The following is a 22510-nucleotide window of genomic DNA, read 5'->3' as shown; positions in this document are numbered from 1 at the left end:
AACCAATAAATTATGATGAATTCTAAAAAAATACTACTAATCATTGGATTAATTGTTTCGGCAATTCTTCCAGCCAGTGCTCAGATTCAATCTGGGAAAGCTATTCAGATAACGATCAAAGGCGTTCCAGTTGAAGAGTCTGCAAAAATTGATGGCATGTATCCGGTATCTCAAAGCGGATTTGTCACAATGCCGATGATTGGGGCAGTGCAGGCGGCCGGAAATAGTTCTGAGTCTCTCGCTCGTAAAATCGAAGCTGCGTATAAGTCTGGAAAGATTTACCGCAATCCTACCATTCAGGTGATTGATAGCAGTGCACAGGAAATCAACCAGGAAGTGGTTCATGTTGGCGGGCTTGTAGGCCGTCCGGGGCCGACTCCATTCACTCAAGGTTTAACGCTCTATCAGGCGATCCAAGCGGCAGGCGGTCCGACAACATTCGGTAGCATGTATCGCGTGAAAGTATTCCGTGACGGGAAACAACAGCAATACGATTTGACTCAGGCCAAATATATGGAAATCAAACTCCAGCCTGGCGACACGATTGAAGTTCCTCAGAAGAATCTTATCGGACGTTAATCGAATTAATTCCAAACTTTTACCCAACTTCTGCACTTGCGGGAGTTGGGTATTTTTATGAGGGTGTGGTCTGTGAAATGTGAAAAAGTCGAGAATTAGGCTCTCTCGATTGAATCGATTGATATGAGTAATGGCGGCACTTAGAGCGTTTGTCTTCGCTACAGACTGGCGGATGGAAATGGCGAATTTTGGTGACTGAAGCTTGTTGATTTCTGAACGAATTCTTCGAAACGAGGCTGATGACCTGGTTTTACCCGAAGCGGGTGCGTGTTTTTTTGAGTCGCCATTGCAAATAGCGGAGTAAAGCGCTAGGAATTGCTCGAAACTTAAAAGGTTTTCGGCATCGACAACGCTCTACGGAGTGGCAAGTTTTTGCAACATCTCCTAAATTATTCCGTTATCCTCTCATGATCAGGTCTCGAATTCGAAAAATGGTGCTCTGCGCATCCATCGCTGCAGCTTCATGTTCCGCTTGCGCTCAGCAGGCTGATTTCAACGAAGTCGGCAAGCAGATGGCGATTATGCTGCAGAACACGCACTTTGCTCGCCTCAATTTCGATTCGAAGCTGAGTGAAAAATTCCTCGAGGACTATTTGAAAGATCTTGATGGAGTGAAATTGTATTTCACGCAGGAGGACATCGATACCCTAAAAGCCAAATATGGCGATCGGCTTCATACGATGCTACTGGAAAAGGAGAGTATGCCAGTTGCCGTCGAGATTTACAAACTGTTCCAGACTCGAGTGAATGAACGGGTCGAATTCGTTGAGAAGCTATTGAAGGATGACAGTTTCGATTTCACCAAAGAGGAGTTTGTCCAACGCAGTCGAAAAGACGCGAGTTGGCCGAAAGATAAAGCAGAAGCAGAAGAGCTTTGGAGAAAGCAAATTAAAGAAGCGGTACTCAGCGAAACGCTCCGCCGCGAAATGCTGACGAAGCTGGCGAAGGAACAAGGGAAGCCGGATCCAGGTAAAGACGACCGCGATCCCAAAGAGAAAATCTCGCTTCGCTACAAGCGTTTCCAAAGCAGCGTCAACGATGTGGACGATGAGGATATGGCAAACTATTTCCTCAGTGCTGTCGCCCGCACTTACGATCCGCATACCGACTACATGAGCGATCGCGAAATGGAGCAGTTCAAGTCGGCCATGAAGAATGAGCTGATCGGTATTGGTGCTTTGTTAGGAGCAGAAGAGGATGGTGCGACCAAGATCATGGGAATCGTTGTCGGTGGTCCTGCGGATCGCGAAGGCTCCCTGAAATTGAATGATCGGGTGGTTGCGGTTGATAGCCTGAACACAGGAAAACCAGAGGACATGATTGATATCATGTTCATGAAAATCGACAAAGTGGTCGAATATATCCGGGGTAAAGAAGGCACCTCAGTTGCATTGAAAGTAGAACCTGCTGGAGGTGCTCCCGGCGAAACCAAAATCATCGTCATCAAGCGTGAGAAAGTCGAAATCAAAGACGAGCAGGCGAGTGGTGACGTCATCGAAATGAAAAATTCGAAGGGGCAGCCGCATCGTATCGGTGTGCTTACCTTGCCATCGTTTTATGCAGATTTTGATGAAGGCACCACCCGTTGCTCTGTCGATGTAGAGCGCATCTTGCGTCGCATGAAAGACGAGAAAATTGACGGCCTTGTGCTCGATTTGCGGGGTAATGGCGGTGGATCACTCGAAGAAGTCCGTCGTATGACCGGCTTTTTCATTCCACGCGGTGGCCCGGTTGTTCAGGTGAAGAATACTATGGGAGTCGTCCAAGTGAAAGAGGCAGACTATTCGGATCCGATCTACGATGGACCAATGGTGGTCATGACCGACAAGAGCAGTGCCTCTGCGAGCGAGATCCTTGCAGGTGCTCTTCAAGACTTTAACCGTGCGGTCATTGTTGGCGAGTCATCAACTTTCGGTAAAGGAACCGTGCAGCAGCCAATGGATATCAGCCGCATGTTGCCGCTATTCTCAGTGCGCAACAAAGCCGGTGCATTGAAAGTGACGATTCAGAAATTTTATCGCCCGTCTGGATCATCCACTCAATTGGATGGTGTTGCGTCCGATTTGGTGTTGCCAAGTTTGATGGATGCTTTGGATGTCGGTGAGGCCTATCTGGACAACGTGCTTCCACATGATCGAATCCGCCCAGCAAGTGATTTTAAGCCGCTTCCTGCGGAAGCTCTATTCGTTCCGAAATTGAAGGAACTGAGCCAAGCACGGGTTAAGGAAAACCAAGACTTCAGTTATGTAATCGAAGACGTCCTCAAAGCGAAGGAGCGAATCGAGGCAAACAAGGTTTCCTTGAATCTGGCAGATCGAGAAAAAGAGCTGACCGAATCTGAAACCCAGCAACGGACCCGGAACAGCGAACGCCGCAAGCGTTTCTCGGAAATTGCTGCGAATGACAAAAAGACTTTCCGTTTCTTCAAACTCTCTTTGGATGATGCTGAAAGTGGAGCTGCATTACCGGAGTATGATCCATCTGCAGCGCAAGTGGATTACATGCGCCGCTCTAAGGATGAAGCAGCAGAGCTCGACGACACTCCAGATTGGCCTTCTGGCTTGGATCCTGTGAAGCGGGAGTCTTTGAATATCCTTGAAGACTTGGTGGATTTGACTCAATCGGGGGATGTAGCTGGCGTCATCAAGAAATGAGCGACGGTCTACCTGCGCGATTGAATGAAGTGAAACAACGGATTTCGGCTGCTTGCCGCATCGCAGGCAGAGCCGCCGATTCCGTTCAGCTAGTCGCTGTCTCAAAAACGTTCCCGTCTGAATTGATTCGGGAAGCTTATGATGCAGGTCAGCTCACTTTCGGCGAAAGTCGACAGCAGGAAGCACAACCCAAGATCGATAGCCTGCCTGAAGAGATTGACTGGCATTTCATCGGGCGGGTTCAGCGAAATAAGGTTCGAAAGATACTTTCGTCTTTTTCAACCATTCATGCCATCGACTCATTGAAGTTGGCCGACTTCACCAGTTCGGTATCAAAGGATCTCGGAGTGGTGCCAAATGTCTTTCTGCAGGTGAATGTAGGCGGTGAAGAATCAAAAGGCGGCTTCGAACCCGATGAACTGGATCGTGAGGCAGAATCGGTTTTTGCCATTGAAGGGATTCAAATTTGCGGCTTGATGACAGTGCCACCCGCATCGGAGCAAAAGGAGCAAAGCCGGAAATGGTTTTCGCAATTGCGTGACATCAGAGATGGTTTGGAAGCCAAATTTGCCGTGACTTTGCCTTATTTGAGCATGGGCATGAGCAGTGATTATGAGGTCGCCATTGAAGAAGGGGCGACACATGTTCGAGTGGGTTCTGCGATATTTGGCGGTAGAAGCTACCATGTGGATGGAGAACTTGGAGCGAGGTAGTCAGCAACCTGATTTGATAAATGCAATTGGAACAAGCGGTCGTTATTGGTGAGGAATTCGCCCTTTCATTTTCCGATGCCACGGAAGTTTATCTCCCTTTGGCAATGCTTCGACGTGCTTGTCCGTGTGCAAAATGCCAGGGCGAGCCGGATGCTTTGGGGCGCGTGGTCAGGCCGCTTGTTGAGCATGGCCCTGGCGCTTTTGAGATGAGTCATTACCAAGTGATTGGGGGTTATGCCATCCAGCCTTTTTGGAAAGATGGGCATTCTTCCGGCATCTACAGTTATGAGTACCTTCTCCGACTTGCTGGGCTTGGTGACGAGTGATTGAATTCACCGTGATCTCCGCCAGTGACCATCTTGCGACGCTTGACTTCATCCTGCCAAAGGAGGCGCTCGCATTGGCGGATTCAGGGTTCAAGCAGGTATCGAATCTACTATTCCATATTCCCAAGAGGTACGAAGATCGTCGTAGTTTCGACGCCTTTCCAAATCAGGCTACTGCTAAGCCCGTTTGTTTGCGCGGGAAGGTGGTCGATTCCTCATTGAGACGATTCGGGGCAGGGAAGCGTTTCTATGAGGCCGTTGTCATGAATGATCTCGGCGGTGTATTCGGCTCTGGAAAGGTCACATGTCGTTGGTTTAACATGCCATTCATTCAGAAGCTCGTTGCTGTAGGTCACGACGTCATCTTGTATGGTAAGATCAAGGAAAGTGGTGGTCGCTTGATCGTGGAGCATCCTGAGTTTGAAATTATTCGAGAAGACGAGGATGAGGATTCCATTCACCTGGAGAGGATTGTGCCGATCTATCGCAATGTTTCAGGTATATCCCAGCGTCGGTTGAGAGAAGTGATCTATGGATGCATCCGCAGGGTGTCACTTGATGAGCTCGATCAAGGTGCGGAACTAGGCGTCGGCTTGCAGCGTTCCCGTGCGGTGCAGCGTGTCCATTTTCCTGAAAATGAAGCACTAGCAACTGAAGCCAGGCGGCGACTGGCGCTGGAAGAGTTTGTCGAGTTGCAGCTGAAAGTTTTGTGGAGAAAGCGGCATCACTCCCAGGTGCAAGGTCGTGTGATGGGACGCAAGACGACTTTGCTAAAGCAATTTCACGCGAATCTTCCGTTTGATCTAACAGCTGCGCAGAAGAGATCGATTAAGGAAATTGCAGCGGACATGCGGGAGCCTCGGCCAATGAATCGCCTGCTCCAAGGAGATGTCGGCGCTGGCAAGACTTTCGTAGCGATGGCTGCGATGCTGTTGGCCATTGAATCCGGCTGCCAGGCAGCGTTGATGGCCCCAACTCAGATTCTCGCAGAGCAGCATTATCTGACGTTCAAGAAATGGCTTGAACCGCTGGGCGTGAGAATATCTCTGAACACCAGCAGCCGATCCGAGCAAACCTTCATGCCACTCGAAGGAAAGGCACAGATTCTCATTGGCACCCACGCTTTATTTTTTGGGGATGCGGGCATGGATGATCTCGGGTTTGTGGTCATTGATGAGCAACATAAATTTGGCGTTGCACAGCGCAGTGCACTCATCAACCGAGGAGTAGCTCCGGATGTGCTGGTGATGTCAGCTACTCCGATCCCACGGACTCTGACTATGACCGTTTATGGTGATCTGGATGTTTCGTTGTTAGATGAAAAGCCAGCTGGCAGGGGGAAGGTGATCACTGCGATGCGTGTGAAGCCGAAGCAGACAGATGTGACTCAATTCTTGAAAGATCAACTCCATGCAGGTCGGCAGGCTTATCTGGTCTATCCATTGGTCGAAGAAAGTGAATCACTGAAAGTCGAGTCCGCGGTCGAGGCATTGGGCAAATGGACGAAGCGGCTCTCTGGATTTGAAGTTGGATTGATACACGGAAAACTTTCACCTGAAGAGAAGGAATCGACCATGACCCGCTTTCGGGATGGGTTGATCCATGTATTGGTGTCTACCACGGTCATCGAAGTGGGAGTGGATGTTCCAAATGCGACAGTGATGATGATTCACCATGCGGATCGGTTCGGGCTTGCGCAAATCCACCAATTAAGGGGGCGAATTGGCCGAGGTGGCCACAAAGGTTACTGCATTCTGCTCACGGATGGAAAGAATCCCGAAGGCTTGGAGAAACTCAAAATCCTGGAGTCAACCGCTGATGGATTTGCGATCGCGGAAGCGGATTTGAAATTGCGTGGACCAGGCGATGTTTTAGGCACGGAGCAAAGTGGCCTCAGTGATTTGCGATTTGCGGACTTTTTAGGAGATACACACCTCTTGTTAGAAGCGAGATCGATTGCCGCTCGAATGCTGGATGAAGATCCAACACTCGAAGGGCGGCATCGCGATCTGCAGAAACTCGTGATCGACGGAGGTGAACCTGGCTCCGTGGCGATTTGATGTCGGTCGTGTCTTGGATACGACCTGGAGCTTTATGGTCTTCTACTCAAGTTGCCGGGCCAATCGCGGTAGAGGAAAGGTGGGATTCGTCATGTTCCAGTGGGATTGGACCGCCTCAAGTCGATCGGCGTGATCGCTGGGAGATAAGCCGACATCAGAATATTCGCGATTCCGCCAATACGGGTAGTGACAATAAATGGATGTACGCAAACCAGGTGTTTGGAAAAATCGACTTAAATCCGATAGCAGGTTGATTGAGATAAATTGATCGTCCGCATCATTCCAAGACACACTCGGGTCATTCGAAATTAGCCCTTTGAAGCCGTTTCCAAAGTAAGAGGAATCGACCTCTATGAACCCCTGGATGTGCTGATTGAATTCATGCAATTGTTCAGCGGGAACCCAGAGTTCTTCATGTTCCCGCCCGCCAACAATCTGCCGCTCGAATCGGGATGCATATTCGTCATCTACGGTAAATGTAGTAACATAGCCTGCATTCGAACCGGATTTGGTATTCCAACCCTCCGCGATTTGTCGCGCATAGCCAAAGTTCGTGACTGGGTAAAAAATCGGCTGCTCTGGCAAACGGGGAGGGAACTCGCGCATTCCACTTTCGAAGATAAGTGCGAGTTCCTCTATGCCGACTGGGCGGTATAAAATCATGAATTCAGTTCAATTAGGTAGATCCAACCCATTTTATTTCTCGATGATTTGATAGACCGGCCCGGTGTGATCGATTAGATAAAGTTCGCCGTCATTGTCTTCGGCGAACGATGAGATCAGGTTGATCCGGCCGTCCTTGGGTTGCAGGCTTGCAGTGTGATCTTTGACGTCACTTGCTTTGCCGCCTTTCAACTCAAAAGACCAGATGCGAGGATTCTGGTAATCGGCAAAAATGTAGCGTCCCTTCAGTTCAGGAATTTTGGAACCGCGATACACATAGCCCCCAGTCACTGAGTATCCTTCATTCTCACCACCGCCGTGTTTGTAAACATACACAGGTTCAATGGCACCTTTTGGAGCATCGCCGCCGACATCTTCGTAGGGGTTTTTGGTGTCGGCTTCACGTAAGCGCCAACCGAAGTTCGCGCCTTTGCCGGTTTCTGCTGAAACAACATCAATTTCTTCCCAGATGTTTTGGCCAACATCGCCAATCCACAGATCGCCCGTTTCACGGTCGAAGGAGTTTCTCCATGGATTGCGCAGGCCGTAGGCCCAGATTTCCTTGCGGGCGTCTGCCTGATCCACGAACGGATTATCTTTTGGAATTTCGTAACCCTTTTCAGGCGAAACATCGATCCGAAGCATTTTGCCGAGCAGAGATTTCAGGTCCTGGGCATGATTGTTCGGGTCGTCGTGGGAGCCGCCATCGCCATTGGCAATGTAGAGGTATCCATCTGGACCGAACGAAATCCATCCGCCGTTGTGATTCGAGAAATCCTGCTTGTAGCGCAAGATCACTTCACCCGATTCCGGATCGGTCGTGGTTTTGTCCTTGGAGACGAATCGGACAATGCGAGTGTGCTGGTTTTTATCGGTAAAATTGACGTAAAACCGGCCGTTGTTGGTGAAATCTTTGTCGAAGGCCAGGCTAAGCAAGCCTTCTTCGTTCCCTTTGCGGCTCACCTGATCCTTGATATCCAGGAACGGTTCCGCAGCTTTTTCACCGGTTTTCGTATCGACGATCCAAACAGTGCCAGCTTGTTCCATGATCCACAATTTGCCTTTGACTCCCGTGGGAACTCCCGCCCAAACCGGACGTTCAAATCCTGTGGTGACCTGTCGAGTAGCAATTTCAGCGTTGCAATATGTTGCAGCTAGGAAAAGTGCAGCGGCGGTGATGGTGGAGCGGTGGAGCATAGAATCGCAAGCTAGCAGGCTTTCTCCTGCATACAACCTTGATTCGCAGCGGAATGATCGTTCGTTTGGCCTTGCCAAGTTGGATTTTGGACCTAGTCTCGTCGTCCGTTTTTCTTTTTCTGGCTGGCGGTTGGAGCCCCGGTGCCTGCCAGAAGTAATTTTCGGGGCAATGTCAGAGGAAAACGAACCATACAACCAAACCACAAACCAATACCAACATGGCCTACGCCGTACTGGAAACTGTTAACCAAGAGCTGAGCGAGCTGATCGACTCAAAATTCCGCGAATTCCGCGAAGGGTCGATCGTCAAGGGCACGATTCTTGAAATCCGCCCACAAGTCGTTCTCGTCGACATCGGCTACAAGTCTGAAGGCGCCATCGCGATCGGCGAATTCGAAGACGAAGAAATCGAAGTCGGTGACGAGATCGAAGTTCTTCTCGAGAAGCTCGAAAACGACGAAGGCATGGTCGTCCTTTCCAAGGAAAAGGCCGCTCACAAGCAAAACTGGGAGAAAATCGTCAAGGTTTACCAAGATGGCGGCCTGGTCCGCGGCAAGGTCAAGTCCGTTGTCAAAGGTGGCCTCACCGTCAACGTCGGCGTCGAAGCCTTCCTTCCTGGTTCCCAAGTGGACATCATTCCACCAAAAGATCTCAACGAATACGTCGGCAACGTCTACGAATTCAAAATCGTTAAGGTCAACGACGAGCGGAAGAACATCGTTCTCTCCCGCCGCGAAGTTATCGAAGCCGAGCGCTCCGAACTCCGCCAGCAATTCCTTCAAACCGTCAAGGTTGGCGACAAAGTCGTCGGCGCGATCAAGAACATCACCGACTTCGGTGCGTTCGTCGATCTCCAAGGCATGGACGGCCTGCTCCACATCACCGACATGTCGTGGGGCCGCATCAACCATCCTTCCGAATTGCTCCACATCGGTCAATCCGTCGAGGTTATCATCCTCGATGTCGACCGTGAGAAAGAGCGCGTTTCGCTCGGCCTCAAGCAAATGTCCGACAACCCTTGGGAAGACATCGAGCGCAAGTACCCAATCGGCCAAAACGTCAAAGGCAAGGTCACCAAGCTTCTTCCATACGGTGCGTTCGTCGAAATCGAGCGCGGTGTCGAAGGTTTGGTTCACGTTTCCGAACTCAGCTGGGTCAAGCGCATCACCCGTCCTTCCGACGTTCTCGAAATCGGTCAGGAAATCGAAGCCGTCGTTCTCGGCATCAGCATCGAAGAGCAGAAGATCTCGCTCGGCGTGCGCCAGCTCGACTCGAACCCATGGGACGAAATCGAACTCCGCTACCCAGTTGGTGCTACCATCAAGGGCCCAGTTCGCAACCTCACCGCTTACGGTGCGTTCGTGGAACTGGAAGAAGGCATCGACGGTATGATCCACGTTTCGGACATGTCCTGGACCCGCAAGATCAACCACCCATCCGAAGTCCTCAAGAAGAGCGACGAAGTGGAAGCAGTGGTGCTTGCGATCGACAAGGCAAACCAACGCGTTTCCCTCGGTATCAAGCAAACCGAAGACGATCCATGGAGCCTCATCGACAGCCGCTTCAAGGTTGGCGATCTGGTCAAGGGCACTGTTGCGAAGATCGCATCCTTCGGCGCATTCGTCAGCTTGGACGGTGACATCGACGGCCTCATCCACATCTCGCAACTCAGCGAAGACCACGTGGAGAAGGTCAAAGACATCATCAAAGTCGGCGACGAAATCGAAGCCCGCGTCATCAAGGTCGACAAAGTCGAGCGCCGCATCGGTCTCTCGATCAAGGCCGTCAACTACTCCGAAGAGCAACTCAAGAAAGAAAGCGCAAGCTTCGAGAGCCTCCGCCCATCCTCCGAGATGGTTGGACTCGAGCAAGCCTTCAACCTTGCTGCTGCCGCTTCCGAAGAGTGGAGCCCAGGTCAAGAAGACTAATTCTAACACCAATCCACGATTCGATCGTGGATTGCCTATCAAAAACCGGGTGGAGGAAATCTCCCCCCGGTTTTTTTCATTTGGGTGATGGAGAGCTGGATAGGGGCAGGAAGCGAGCTTGTCTTTTCCGTCACCAAAGCTCTCTCGGACAAGGGAGTAGTTCGCTCATTGTTGAAAGACACACATGCAAACGATCTCGACGCACCTTGCTTCCACCATAGCGGCCTTGGCCCTTTTTACCGCCAGTGAATCCCTGGCCACCGTTACTTTCTATTCTGACTATGCCACTTGGGAAAGTGCCAATCCTGCTGCCACTGAAAGCTTCGGCTTCGTAACCAGTTCAGATCCGGACCAACAAATTCCTCATGGCGAGACCACAAAGGTCACTGGCTTGGTCAATGTTTACTACGATACGGTAGGTGAGGTGGATCGTGTGAATGATCACATTGAGTTCGACAATGCACAGTTGAATTTTACCACGGATGTCAGCGGTGCGAATCAAACCACAGGGGTCATCTTTAGCTTTGACACTCCAGTGACTGGCTTTGGCTTCGATATCAAAGGGCTCAGCACGGCAGGAACATCCAGCTGGGTCTTCTTAGTCGATGGAACTTTGTTCAACGTTTATGACGTGATTCAGAGTTCATCTGGATTTGCGGGATTTACTTCAACCACCCCGATTTCAAGCATCGCGATGGTGAATCCTACAACTGGGGTAGAACTTTCCACTTCTCTCCCACTGACTTCTGGCGGGGATCAGGTGCAATTCACGCAATTCTACACACAAGCGATACCCGAAGCATCGTCCTTCCTTCTGTGCGGGATTGCCGGAGTGGGCTTGGTATTGCGTCGTCGTCGGCTCTCCTGAATTCATATTCCGAGTACATGAAAAAGCCGGACGGTTTCCCGTCCGGCCGAGTTAAATTGCATTACTTAGCCATTCGGGACATCAAGAGCTGCATACTCTCCGTCCTTTCGGCGATAGACGATGGTAAACACATCCCGACGAGCACTCTTGTAGAGCACAAAAGGGCGATCGGAGAGCTCCAGCTGCATGATCGCATCTTCCTTGAACATTGTTTTCACGGAATAGTTTTCCGGATGGACAATGAACGGCTCCGGATCTTGTTCAGATTCGGTTGGGTGATCCAGGGCATCTTCGTTGAAGTAGCGCTCCTCGATGTAGCGGATTGATTCGTTCCGGTGAGGGCGATTTTTCTTCAGCAAGCGGGTCTTGTGCTTGCGCATGCGACGGGCGATTTTTTCGATGGTTTCATCAATCGCCGCGTACATGTCTTTCCCTTCGGTATCAGCCTCAATGGTGATATGATTCGCGCAGAAGAGGATGATTTCTGCAATCTGCCGGTTTTTCTGTACATCTAGAATTGCCTTAGCTTCAATGATTCGCGGGTAATCAAGGTGGAGGCCTTCAATTTTCTTAAAGACGTGCTCACGCAGGGCATCCGTCACTTGCTCATGGCGTACCGTGATGGTGATCGGCAGATTTACATTGGCAGTTTGCATGGTTCTAATGGTTTTGTTTTTGATAAATGGACGGCGGTTTTATCCGCCCTATCCATTTGTCACCATGAACCAGATCTGAAAAGAAAGCCATTCAGATCTTTCGAAAACATGTCACTTCTTGCGAAAATCGAAGCGTAAATGTCTGGGAGGCGCTAACAGGCGAGCAACTCAGCGTGGAGAATTGCTCAAATACTTCCACATTTCATCGCTGTTCAGCTCCGGTGCTGTTTCGGTATCTTCCTTACTCTTGTCCGCAGGTGCCTGGCTGTTGTTGTGAAGATTTGCCGTGCTTGGATCGGCATTCAGATAGATGGACTCGAAATTATCATTCGGGTCAGAGGCAATGCCTGATGCTTTCAGGCTGATCCAGCGAAATCCATCCCGGACTGGACTGAAAATGGCATCCAATCGTGCGTCACCAGAATTGGTGATCAGGGTGGGTGAAACCCCAAGATCGAGATTTCCTGACAACACTTCGTCTTGGTTTGCGCTCAGGTTACCGACGATCGCGATTTTTCCACGGTGCTCTAACTCCAAGTTCGTAAGCATCACGTTTTTGCCTTTACGTTCCAGCTGTCCAATCGCTTTGGATTCAAAAATCGGATGCAAAAACCACTGATCATCAAATCGTCGTGATAACTGATAAAGAAACGGGAAGCGTTCGATTCCTAGGGTGGAGCTGAGGGAGCTTGCAAATGATACTTTCAGGTCGGCATCTGGATTGGCCCCTAATCCAAAGGTAAGCGTGTTGCTGCCTTCCACTTCTCTGGTATCGACTTTTCCTGGTAACAGGAAGCTCATGGATCCCATTAACTCACTGATTTTGAATTCACTAAGGGTGATATCCAATGTATTTCGAGTGTCGGGGGAGTAAGGCGAGATTTTACCCGATAGTGCGAGGGTGCCTCTGTCATTAGGACTGGTGGCCAAGCGCAAAAAGCCGATATTGATATCATTTCCCTGAAAAGTGATCGAAGCCCGATCAAGATTTAGAGTCGGCCAATTCGCGATACTGAGAGAGCCCTTATTGAGGCGTAATTCAGGATTTCCAGCGTCCAAGTTTTGGTAAAATGAGCCTTCGGTATCGTTGAGCTGCAACATTCTGGAGTCACCTTGATTCAAGGTGATGTTTAGCTGGTTGGCACTCAAACGATTGAAGTGCATTGCTGAGAAATCAGCAGCATTTTCTGATGTGCTCAGGCCAGCCGGAGGCAACTTCATCACGAGAGTGGCTTGGACGGCTTCAGCTTCATTTCCGCTCCAAGATTTCCCAAAATAACTAGATGGGCTGAGATCTGCTTTGACGCGGGTAAGGGCTAGATCTTGTAAAAGCTGGTTTTCAGGCCATTGCAAATTGATACGGGTGGAATTGACTCCTAACGGCGTTACCCTGAATTGTGCGACATCTGCCGATGCACCTGTCCCTTGCGAGATTTTCGTAAGTAAGCGGGTACGGAATGGAGCACTGTTCGAATAAACAAACAGGCCAGCGGCGCCGAGTCCCAAAATCATCATCAAGATCAACAAGATCGTGACTTGGATGATGCGGATTTTACGGGTTTTGGCAGCTTTAGCTTTAATGGGCTGTTCCGTACGGCGTTTGCGCTTGCGAACTTTCAGTGCCTGTGTGCCATCGGCACGCGTAACAAGCTCACCCTCAGTTTCGTTCGATGTGGAGGATTTGCCCAAACGCTCCATCATTTCATCGAGAGAGTACTTCTCGGGTTCGCTATGCGAGTCTGCCATGTCGTTGGGATATAGAATTTAGTCCCGCTGTGCTATCAGTGATTTGACGAATGTCAAATTCAGCGATTGTTAAATGGATGACCAGTGGCATCCGTAAGCTCTACATTCACGAGAACCATGATGGCTGTAGAAACTGATTGCTTGGAGTTGGACTGGAACAAGCGACCAAGCAACGGAATATCTCCCAAGATAGGAGTGTGATCATTCACGTTCTGGATGTCTTCCTTCAACATGCCGCCTAGGACAATCGTATGTCCGTCAGCAACGGTCACGCTGTCGCTGAGCCTGATATGGGAGAAAACAGGCATCAGGATGTTGTTTTGTGTCAATGGAATCGTTGCCGAAGCAAGAGGATTGATCGAAGAAATGGGGTTAGGAGTGTTGATTGGGCTCCCGTAGTTTACAAATCCTTCGAACTCACTGACATCGGGATTCAGAGTTACGCTGATGTTACGTTTGTGAGCATCCACCGTAGGGAGTACCTCCAAGGTGACGCCGACATTTTTTCTTTCGAAAGAAGTCGGGTGAGCCGGCGTGACAGGAATGAACGAAGGCGTATCGGTGCCGGTCAGAACTCCACCATCATAAACATCATTGGATTCAATGGTATTAGGAAGTTCTGGGGGTTCGTATTCGGTAGGGTAAGGGAATTCACGGATGACCTCGATTTTAGCGGCCTGATCACTGCGGGTGATGGTCGATGGCTTCGTCATCACATCGACATTTTTCTTCTGTGCTAGACCGCGCATCAGCATGTTGACTTGCGCTGTATCAATCGTGCCGAAAACGGACAAAACTCCAGGAGCTCTTGCTGTCCCAGCGCCTACCGCTGTCCGGTCATTTCCAGCAGCGATCAACGAAGACATGGCATCACCGCTAACGGCAGAGTCACCACTGCGGTTCCCCGCAGTGACAGGATTTCCCGATGGCGCGCCATAATTGTTAAGCATGTCGCTCAAGCTATAGCCATTGCCTTGGGTGCCCCCTGAGAGGTTAAGCTGGTTATTCTCCATTACAGCGCTACCGAAACCGAAGTTATCGAGAGTCCAGTCAAAGCCGAGTTCGTCCAGGTTGGTTTGTTCTGTTTTGATGATGGTCACGCTGACTTTGACCAAGACCGGCTGAGTTTGCGCAGCTGAGGCAACAATTTGATCAATAATGTTCAGGTTTGCCAACGAGTTGACAACGCGCAGTGTCCCGTTGGAAGGATTGAGAGATGCGGAAGCTCCCTCAGGGAAACCGATGCCGGATAATTTGAAGACTTCTTCGACGGTCATTCGCTTCGGAAGCATGCCTGTCGATGGAGCTGTGGAAAATGGATCAGTGGCTTCAGTGGCGGCCGGGCTGCTAACGTTAGCGCTGATATTTGAGAGGAAATCTGCGGGAACCTTGTAGGTTCGGGTGATCAGACGTGAGGTGAAGGTCCCTGGTGAGTTGATCACGACCCCGAAATCATCGGTCGAATAAATCGTTCCCGAGCTCTGGGTTACATAGTCCAGGATGGTGCTCAGCGGGGTATTCTTGAGATGAAGATTGATCCGCTTGGCATTGATAGCCTGCACTTCGGGTGAGGAGGAATCGCCCAAATTGAGGTTGAAATTGACTCCTTTGCGGGCCGGATCGAGCTCCGTTGTGTCGAGTTCAGTGGCGCGAGCTCGGAGGTATTCAATCGTTTCATCGAGAGATGCCTGATCGAGATCTACTGAAGGGAAAATAATCCGTTCGATCTTGTTCTGAACGGGAATGAAAGCGTTGGAGGTCGTTGCTTCTTCTCCGGCGAGCAGATTTGGATCAATCGGAAGAGGATTGAGATTCAACTCCCAAGCCTTGTCTGTTTCTCCAAGCAATTCAGCACGAGTGTGATCGTAAGCCGATTGCTGGTAATTTGTTTTTGCGGCGGCAACTTTTTCCATGCCGCGGCGTGCGGCGCTATTGGTCGGATCGACCCGCAGCACATCTTCGTAAGTTTTTTTAGACTTATCGAAATCTCCGAGTTCGTAGAATCCGTCGGCTTTGTAGAGTAATTTGCGAACCTGGTCGACCGCTTCTGCGTGTTCCTTGGTAAGGGCAGGGTTGGTGCGAATCGGGTCGTTGAGTTCGGCTTGAACCTTTAATGCAGCAGGATCATTCGGAGCCACAGCCGGGATCAGAACTTTTTCGATCGCCGCCTTTGCTCCCTTGATATCGCCTTCGCGGGACAGTTTTTTGGCTAGTTCGACTGAAGACTGCACATAGCGCTCGGTAAGGAAGGCGCGAAACTCGCTGGTCGCTGGTGCTTGTGGAGTCAAATCCCGGGCGCCTGCATAAGTCTCAACTGCGGTGGAGAAATCACCGGAATTGTAGGCTTCATCTCCTTTGTGAAGAAGCACGCGTGCTTCTTCAATGGATTCGTAGCGCTTTGAAAGTTCGAGGTTTGCAGTGCCGGCACCATCGGTCGTTGGCTCTGCGTGTGCAGGCACGATCATGCAAATGGTAGCGGCCATGAGGGCGGCGCGGCCACGGGTCGGTTTGAGGCGTTTCAGATTCTCCATGCGCAGGTTTTACGAAGCTATAGAGAGCCGAAAGCCACAGGGTAAGCGCAAAATCCGGGAAATCTCACCTTTTTTTACCAGCCGGGGAATTTCAGCTGAATCGCCACCGGTGTGGGTTTGCGCCGGGGTCGTCCGGTGCGGATGAGCGAGAGTTGTTGGCAGGACTGGAGCAGGTTTTTGACGAACAAGGAGATACTGTTCATAAACCATGTGGTATTATGAACACGCATCAGGTGTCAAGTCTGGCATTTTCGATGTCCTTAGCAATTTGAAATCGAAGGGATTCCACGGAATCAAATTTCATCTCAGGACGGATGAACTCGGTAAACTGCACCTCCAATTCGGCGCCGTAGAGGTTGCCTGAAAAGTCGAAAAGATGGACTTCCAGCAAGCGATGGGTGCCATCCACCGTGGGTCGATAGCCGAGATTGGCAATGCCGCGAACCGTCGATGAGTCGGGCAGGGTGACCCGCACGCTCCAAACGCCGTCGGGTGGTGTTTGCAATTCTCCGGTCGCAAGGTTTGCAGTCGGAAATCCCAGTTGCCGACCGAGTTTCCGGCCTTCGATGACTTTTCCGATCACTGAGTGCGGGCGTCCCAGCATGCGCGCGGCGTCCGCAAGGTTTCCATCGCGTATGGCTTGGCGGATTCGGGTGCTGCTGACTCGGTCCCCATCCGTCATCACCGGGGGGACCGCTTCCAGTTGAAAACCATGGACCTTGGCCGCGCCCGCGAGCACGGAAACATCACCCAGGCGTCCTTTGCCAAAGCGCCAATCTTCGCCGACAGCAATGGTGTGAATGGGAGCACGGGTTAGTTCTTCCAGAAACTCCGCGGCTCCCATTTTGGCGAATTGCGCATCAAAATGCAGTGGAATGAAGAGTTGTGCGCCGAGTCCCGCGACGATGTCTGCTTTGTGGTCGAGTGTGGCGAGCAAAGCCGATGGTGCTTTGGCGGGCGCAATGACCCGGATCGGATGGGGATCGAAAGTCAGCACGCCAGCTAGCCCGCCGATCCGTTTTGCGGCATCGACGGCACGTTGAATCACTGCCTGGTGTCCGATGTGGACGCCATCGAAGACTCCGAGCGCCAAATGCAGCGGGGTATTCAGCCCGGGAAGCTCGTGAAGATGGTGGCAGGTGATCATGGCGGGAATGCTCAAGCGCCGCGCATCAGGGAGATTTCAGCAAGTGTAATCAGAGAATTGATGAGATCTTCTCGTGGCGCATTTTTCAAGGCATCGACGGTGACCGCGCGATCCAGAGTAAATTTGCCGGATCTGGTCCGGCGCAGCGCGCTGAGGTGAGCGCCGCAACCGAGTTTTGCACCGATGTCGTGCGCGTAGGTGCGAACGTAAAAACCCTTGGAGCAATCGACCGTGAAATCAATTTCCGGCAAGGCAATGCGGGAAATGTCGTATGAGTTGACATGCACCGGTCTGGGTTGGCGTTCCACGACCTCACCCTTGCGGGCGAGTTTGTAGAGAGGAACTCCGTCTTTTTTGATCGCAGAAACCATGGGCGGAATTTGCTCGAACGGTCCCGTAAATGCATCAAAAGCGGCGCGTATTTCGGATTCTGAAAAATCGGGCACCGGGAATTCTTCCAACACCTCACCTTGGCGATCTTGGGTGGAGGTCGTCGATCCAAGAGTCATCGTGCCGGAGTATTGCTTGTCTTCGCTCATGAGCAGATCCTGGATTTTGGTAGCTCTGCCGATGACCAGCATGAGCAGGCCGGTGGCCATCGGATCAAGAGTGCCGCAATGGCCGATCTTTTTGGTATTCAGGGCGCGCCGGGCGATGGCGACGACGTCGTGGGACGTCATGTCCGGTGCTTTATCGATGAGGAGTACTCCAGTAGGGCCGTTCTCAGCCATTGAATGGTTTCGCATATTGAATCTGACAGAAAAAAGAGTGTCGAAGAGGAAGCTGCATTTAGCGCAATCCTGCAGTGTGGGCAGCGCGGTCGATGGCGGATAGCAATCGAGATTTTGCGGATTCGATCGGGCCAGCCATCCGAATACCGGCCGCCAGGGCATGGCCACCGCCGCCAAATTCGGTGGCGATGTTGCAGACATTGAGGCGCGGATCTTTCGATCGCATGGAAATCCGGATTTTGCCGTCGGGCAGTTCTTCGAAAAACACCGCCAAAAGCACTCCTTGGATGCCGCGGATGATGTCGATCAGTCCCTCACTGTCTTCCGGCTGCAGCTGCAGTTTTTGCCGCGTTTGATCGAGTAATTCCCAATGCGCAACGATGCCGTCTTTGGAGATTTCCAGTGTATTCAGCAGGGCGCGCATCAGCTCGACCCGGCGAAATGGGTGATTGTCGTAAATCAAGGAATTGATCGTTCCGACATCCAGGCCCTGGCGGATCAAATCAGCGGCCATTTCATAAGTCTCAGCTTGGGTCGAGGGGTATTGAAATGAGCCGGTATCCGTTGAGACAGCGGTGTAGATCGAATCGCGAGATTCGGCAGGCAAGGGGAGTCCCAGTGACTGAATGAGTTTGTAAAGAATCTGGCCGGTTGCCGGAGCGGTGGAGTCGATCAGATTGATGTCGCCGTAGCTTGGATTGGAAATGTGGTGATCAATGTTGATCCACAGCTTTGCACGTGAAGCTGCCGCAAGCGCGTTTTCTCCAAGGCGGGGTTTCGTGGCGGTATCCAGTGCGATGGCGACTTCAACTTCGATGGGTTCGGCCGGAGGTGTTTCGATTTTCTCTGAACCGGGTAGAAAAGAAAGATTATCCGGCAATCCATCCTCGTTGATCAATCGAACCGATTTTCCTGCAGCCATCAGGGCAAATCCCAAGGCAATCTGTGAGCCAATGGCATCACCATCAGGCCGGACGTGGCTGATGAGGACAAATGAGGAATGGTTTTCAATCGCGGCGGCTATTTCCGCGATCGGTTCAGCTGATGTTGGGGAAAGTTCGCTCATGGGGTCGGACCGCGATGCGGGGGGCGGATTCTTTCCGTGGCGATCACGGGCGCAAGAACAAACCCACCGATGGAAATCATGAGCCAGCTTCGTGCGAATCGCACGCCAAATCGCCGGTAATGCATGGTTAAAAGAGGGTTGAATGGTGTGTAACTCACGTAAAATCAGTATGGCACGCCTTCTGCGATGGGATGGTTTAACCCGAATGAACCGGGAAGCCTTACCATCATGAAAACAAAACCATTTGCCACCCTGATCGGAATTTCCGCCCTCGCTCTCGCTTTCACCTCTTGCGATTCCAAGCAGGAACAAGCGCGTGAAGAGGCGGTAGAATCCAAAGCGGATGCCATGGAAGCCAAGGCTGACATGATCCGCGACCAAGCTGATAAAACTGCAGATGCAGCTGAAGACAAAGCCGATAAGCTCCGTGACATGGGCGGAAAAGCCGCTGAACAAGCGGCAGATCGGACGGATCAAACTGCCGATGAAATCCGTAAGGCCGGAGAGAAAAAAGCCGATCAGATCGAAGATCAGGCGGATAAATTGCGAGATCAGGAAGATGAAATGGACGACGGCGAATAAGCCTGATTCTGGACGAATTCATCAAAAAAACCTTCCCGATTTTTACGGGAAGGTTTTTTTATCTGACTGCCACTAGGTGAGTTAAGTGGGTTCGCATTTGTGGATTGCTAAACCCTGGAGGTAGCCGTATGGTGGCCAACCGAATCGGCATCCGCCGCTTTCGAAACTAGAGAAACAACTCAAAAACCGCCGTGGGATTTGTGGATGCCATCAAACGTTGGCGGTTGGCCCGACAGGGTCTATCGTCAGGAAAAAAACGCAGGGTTCATTGTGAAAATCCTGTTGTTCAAGAGCTGGAAGACAGTTTTCTCGTCAGACTTTCGCTCTATGCTTCGTTTATAGTCGCGATTGGAATTCAGATTTCGATCTCATCGGTTGAATCCGGGCAAGAGAACCCGTTTAGTCGTGCCATTTCAGGCATGATTCTCGCGGTGACGGCGATGGCGATGTTCCACATCAACAATCAAACCTCCTGCCGACGAAATAGTCGCGCGGTTTTGGTTTTCGGAGGCTGGGTGGTTCATTTGATGATCGTTCAGCTTCTGATGAGTCTTGGCGACGCTGGGACGATCTCGGAAGCTTTCCGCTTTTTGTTCATCCCCTTTGCGCTTGCTCCGATTCTTCACGCAGTGCTCCTAGGCCGCACCGTCGGAGCGTTTTCCGCGATTTATGTCAGCATGCTTGGCTGTTTCTTAGTGCCCAGACCGGATGACCGGCTGGGTTTTTTGATTTTGAGCCTAGTGAGTGGGATGACCGGCGTTTTGTTGTCGAATCAAGTCCGCAAGCGCGTCCAACTGCTGCGTGCCGGACTTTATGTGGGAGCCGTGAGCTTGCTGGTGGCGACGGCGTTGGGGAGACTCGATATCGCCTCCTGTTTCGGCCCTGGTGCGGTGGATCACTTGCAACTGCTCGGAAAAGGCGGTGCGGCCGCCATGGGAACGGGAATTTTTACGGCTCTTTTGATTTCCGGATTGTTGCCGGTATTTGAGGGGGCTTTCCATATCACCACGGATATCAGTTGGTTGGAACTGAGTGATTTGAATCACAAGCTTCTACGCAGGATGCAGTTGGAAGCGCCCGGGACTTTTCATCACAGTTTGGTGGTGGCGTCTTTGGCAGAAGCGGCAGCTGAAAAAATCGGTGCCAACGCCCCACTATGCCGGGTCTGCGCGTATTTCCACGACATTGGGAAATTGAAAAAACCGGCGTATTTCATCGAAAACCAGCAGGACGGCGGCGAAAATCCACATGATTCGCTCACGCCGACGATGAGCGCGCTGATTATCATCGCCCACGTTAAAGATGGCGTGGACTTTGCGGTGAAGCACAAGCTCAACCCGAGAATCATCGATGTGATCCAGGAACATCATGGAGATTCGATGGTTTATTATTTTTACCGCAAAGCGCAGGAGCAGAAAAAAGCGGAGCTGGAAAAAGTCGGCAAAGGACTGGAAAATCCAGAGGACTTGCCACAGGTGGAGGAGAAAAATTTCCGTTATCCCGGCCCGCGACCAAGCACTCGCGAGAGCGGCATCATCGCCCTGGCGGATACGATCGAAAGTGCTTCAAGAACGCTGCGCAAACCGAACCCGGCGAAAATCCGCGCATTGGTTGATGATTTGGTGCGTGCCAAAGTCAACGATGGTCAATTGGACGAATGTCCGTTAACGATTCGTGAGTTGGCGTTGCTCAAAGATAGTTTCTCCACCACGCTGCGAAGCATGTTGCACAGCCGGATCGATTATCCGAAAGACGAAGATAAATCGCCGACCGGCACCAAACGGCTCGAAGCTGCTGCTCAGCAAAGCCCTAACTCTGGAACTGCCGGCGGCAAACAGAGTGCAGCAGCCAAAATGGCTCCCAAACAACCTGCCACCACTGCCTGGAAAAGCGATTATCGCTCGGCAAGGGCGACAGAAGGCTATTGAGTTCAGGATTTTTCCCTCATGTCACTCGAAGTCATCATTGGCAATCATCAGCAAGCCGTCGTCATTCCGGAATACTGGCTTACCGCGCTGGAAGAAATCGGTCCCGTCGCAGCAGCGTCCGCGCTTGCACATGCAGTGACTGAAGATTGCCCCTTGCGCCATCTCGCCACAGTTGAAATCGCGATCGTGGATGATGTCACGAGTGATCAGGTCCATCGCGAGTTCATGGAGATTGAAGGTGCGACCGATGTGATTACCTTCCATCATGGTGAAATCGTGATCGGCGCGGAAGTGGCGCAGAGACAGGCGGCTGAGTATGCCGAGCCGTTGGCGCGGGAATTACTCCGCTACTTGGTGCATGGATTATTGCACCTGGCCGATCACGAGGATGCAGAGCCTGAGGAGCGTGAGCGGATGGAAGCAGCTCAGGAGAAGATTGTCTTGGAAATCTGGGACAGCGGCTTGGAACAGCGACTGGCAAGTTTCTGAGGCAACTTCGATTGCCACGGACTGGAAAAGCTGCTATTTCATCCGACATGGGCCGGAAAAAGGAACCCTCAATCCTCACTTGGCCCTCGATTTTCAAAAAGCGGCGGCGCAATCGGCCGGTAATTCGCCCGAATGCGCAAGATCATGCGCTGACAGCGTGGTGCGATGAAGCTGCCAAATCACTGGGACTAAGAGATCTTGGAGAACGGGTGGTGGTTGCTTGGAATGGTCGCATGCAAACCACCGCCGGCCGCGCGTGGTGGCCGGATCGTTACATTGAGCTGAATCCAAAGCTTAAAGACTGCCCGCCGGAAGAGCTTTGGCGAACTCTGAAGCATGAGCTGGCCCACTTGGTCGCTTATGAAAGAGCCGGCCGTCGGCGGATTGATCCGCATGGCGGAGAATGGCAGCAGGCGTGTGCCGATTTAGGCATCGCCGGGGAGCAGCCGTTCCACAACCTTCCCTTCAAACGGCGAAGAATGAAGCGCAATCACGCTTACATTTGCCCGAATTGCTTGGTGACTCTTCATCGTGTCCGGCCAATCCAGCGCGCCGTTGCATGCTATAGTTGCTGTAAGAAATATAATAAAGGCAACTATCATGAGCGATTTAGATTAATGGAGCGCAGGATGTAAACAGTGTTCCA

The 22510-nt window shown here is 51.4% G+C and carries 20 protein-coding genes; 11 read left to right on the top strand and 9 right to left on the bottom strand.

Features of this window, described 5'->3' with window-relative positions; all coding sequences use genetic code 11:
* Positions 1 to 12 precede the first annotated feature (12 nt).
* The 5 genes from JIN85_RS04145 to recG all read left to right on the top strand — a co-directional run bounded on the left by JIN85_RS04145 (position 13) and on the right by recG (position 6332).
* Entirely contained in the window at positions 13 to 579 is a 567-nt protein-coding gene (locus JIN85_RS04145; protein ID WP_200267940.1) for a polysaccharide biosynthesis/export family protein, read from the top strand.
* 431 nt (positions 580 to 1010) lie between these two features.
* Positions 1011 to 3233 carry a carboxy terminal-processing peptidase gene (locus tag JIN85_RS04140; protein WP_200267938.1) on the top strand — a complete coding sequence of 741 codons (2223 nt, stop codon included), beginning with the start codon at positions 1011 to 1013 and terminating at the stop codon, positions 3231 to 3233.
* Positions 3230 to 3946: a YggS family pyridoxal phosphate-dependent enzyme gene (locus tag JIN85_RS04135; protein ID WP_200267935.1), complete on the top strand. Its 717-nt coding sequence runs from the start codon at positions 3230 to 3232 to the stop codon at positions 3944 to 3946. Before JIN85_RS04140 ends, JIN85_RS04135 begins: the two co-directional genes overlap by 4 nt.
* Positions 3947 to 3966: 20 nt before the next feature.
* Positions 3967 to 4272, top strand: coding sequence for a gamma-butyrobetaine hydroxylase-like domain-containing protein (locus JIN85_RS04130; protein WP_200267933.1), 306 nt, complete (start codon positions 3967 to 3969; stop codon positions 4270 to 4272).
* 11 nt (positions 4273 to 4283) lie between these two features.
* On the top strand, positions 4284 to 6332 hold the full coding sequence (recG, locus tag JIN85_RS04125) for an ATP-dependent DNA helicase RecG (RefSeq protein WP_200267931.1): 2049 nt from the start codon (positions 4284 to 4286) through the stop codon (positions 6330 to 6332).
* Between the two features lie 42 nt (positions 6333 to 6374).
* On the opposite strand, the gene JIN85_RS04120 is transcribed toward recG, so the two are convergent.
* Together JIN85_RS04120 and JIN85_RS04115 are read right to left on the bottom strand one after the other, a co-directional pair.
* A complete protein-coding gene (locus JIN85_RS04120; RefSeq protein ID WP_200267929.1) occupies positions 6375 to 6995 on the bottom strand; it encodes a hypothetical protein in 621 nt (206 codons plus the stop codon).
* A 33-nt stretch (positions 6996 to 7028) separates the two neighbouring features.
* On the bottom strand, positions 7029 to 8192 hold the full coding sequence (locus JIN85_RS04115) for a PQQ-dependent sugar dehydrogenase (protein WP_200267927.1): 1164 nt from the start codon (positions 8190 to 8192) through the stop codon (positions 7029 to 7031).
* A gap of 218 nt (positions 8193 to 8410) precedes the next feature.
* On the opposite strand from JIN85_RS04115, the gene rpsA reads away from it, so the two are divergent.
* Together rpsA and JIN85_RS04105 are read left to right on the top strand one after the other, a co-directional pair.
* The gene (gene rpsA, locus JIN85_RS04110) at positions 8411 to 10120 is read left to right on the top strand and encodes a 30S ribosomal protein S1 (RefSeq protein WP_200267925.1); all 1710 of its coding nucleotides are present in this window, start codon (positions 8411 to 8413) and stop codon (positions 10118 to 10120) included.
* Positions 10121 to 10304: 184 nt separating this feature from the next.
* Positions 10305 to 10988 (top strand): PEP-CTERM sorting domain-containing protein, encoded by a 684-nt coding sequence (locus JIN85_RS04105; RefSeq protein ID WP_200267923.1) that lies wholly within the window; start codon positions 10305 to 10307, stop codon positions 10986 to 10988.
* A 65-nt stretch (positions 10989 to 11053) separates the two neighbouring features.
* Here the strand turns inward: JIN85_RS04105 and hpf are convergent, their stop codons facing one another.
* The 7 genes from hpf to JIN85_RS04075 form a co-directional block, all read right to left on the bottom strand.
* Positions 11054 to 11644: a ribosome hibernation-promoting factor, HPF/YfiA family gene (gene hpf / locus JIN85_RS04100; protein ID WP_200267921.1), complete on the bottom strand. Its 591-nt coding sequence runs from the start codon at positions 11642 to 11644 to the stop codon at positions 11054 to 11056.
* A 168-nt stretch (positions 11645 to 11812) separates the two neighbouring features.
* Positions 11813 to 13390, bottom strand: coding sequence for a hypothetical protein (locus JIN85_RS04095; RefSeq protein WP_200267919.1), 1578 nt, complete (start codon positions 13388 to 13390; stop codon positions 11813 to 11815).
* 59 nt (positions 13391 to 13449) lie between these two features.
* The gene (locus tag JIN85_RS04090) at positions 13450 to 15921 is read right to left on the bottom strand and encodes an Amuc_1098 family type IV pilus outer membrane protein (RefSeq protein WP_200267917.1); all 2472 of its coding nucleotides are present in this window, start codon (positions 15919 to 15921) and stop codon (positions 13450 to 13452) included.
* A 74-nt stretch (positions 15922 to 15995) separates the two neighbouring features.
* Entirely contained in the window at positions 15996 to 16124 is a 129-nt protein-coding gene (locus JIN85_RS21620; protein ID WP_267906607.1) for a hypothetical protein, read from the bottom strand.
* Between the two features lie 26 nt (positions 16125 to 16150).
* Positions 16151 to 17068, bottom strand: a complete 918-nt coding sequence (locus tag JIN85_RS04085; protein ID WP_200267915.1) for a bifunctional riboflavin kinase/FAD synthetase — start codon at positions 17066 to 17068, stop codon at positions 16151 to 16153.
* 11 nt (positions 17069 to 17079) lie between these two features.
* Entirely contained in the window at positions 17080 to 17814 is a 735-nt protein-coding gene (gene truB, locus JIN85_RS04080) for a tRNA pseudouridine(55) synthase TruB (protein ID WP_234047219.1), read from the bottom strand.
* Positions 17815 to 17857: 43 nt separating this feature from the next.
* On the bottom strand, positions 17858 to 18865 hold the full coding sequence (locus tag JIN85_RS04075) for a DHH family phosphoesterase (RefSeq protein WP_200267913.1): 1008 nt from the start codon (positions 18863 to 18865) through the stop codon (positions 17858 to 17860).
* A gap of 228 nt (positions 18866 to 19093) precedes the next feature.
* On the opposite strand from JIN85_RS04075, the gene JIN85_RS04070 reads away from it, so the two are divergent.
* From JIN85_RS04070 to JIN85_RS04055, 4 genes are all read left to right on the top strand, one after another.
* Complete coding sequence (locus JIN85_RS04070) at positions 19094 to 19447, top strand: hypothetical protein (RefSeq protein ID WP_200267912.1); 354 nt, start codon at positions 19094 to 19096, stop codon at positions 19445 to 19447.
* A 419-nt stretch (positions 19448 to 19866) separates the two neighbouring features.
* A complete protein-coding gene (locus tag JIN85_RS04065) occupies positions 19867 to 21375 on the top strand; it encodes an HD family phosphohydrolase (protein WP_200267910.1) in 1509 nt (502 codons plus the stop codon).
* 18 nt (positions 21376 to 21393) lie between these two features.
* Positions 21394 to 21864: an rRNA maturation RNase YbeY gene (gene ybeY, locus JIN85_RS04060; RefSeq protein ID WP_200267908.1), complete on the top strand. Its 471-nt coding sequence runs from the start codon at positions 21394 to 21396 to the stop codon at positions 21862 to 21864.
* A gap of 11 nt (positions 21865 to 21875) precedes the next feature.
* Positions 21876 to 22499 carry a SprT family zinc-dependent metalloprotease gene (locus JIN85_RS04055; RefSeq protein WP_200267906.1) on the top strand — a complete coding sequence of 208 codons (624 nt, stop codon included), beginning with the start codon at positions 21876 to 21878 and terminating at the stop codon, positions 22497 to 22499.
* The last annotated feature ends 11 nt before the right edge of the window (positions 22500 to 22510 follow it).

Origin of the sequence: Luteolibacter pohnpeiensis, from assembly GCF_016595435.1 — a bacterium.
In the GTDB taxonomy this organism is placed as follows: Bacteria; Verrucomicrobiota; Verrucomicrobiia; order Verrucomicrobiales; family Akkermansiaceae; genus Luteolibacter; species Luteolibacter pohnpeiensis.
This window is presented reverse-complemented; position numbering and strand designations above follow the sequence as displayed.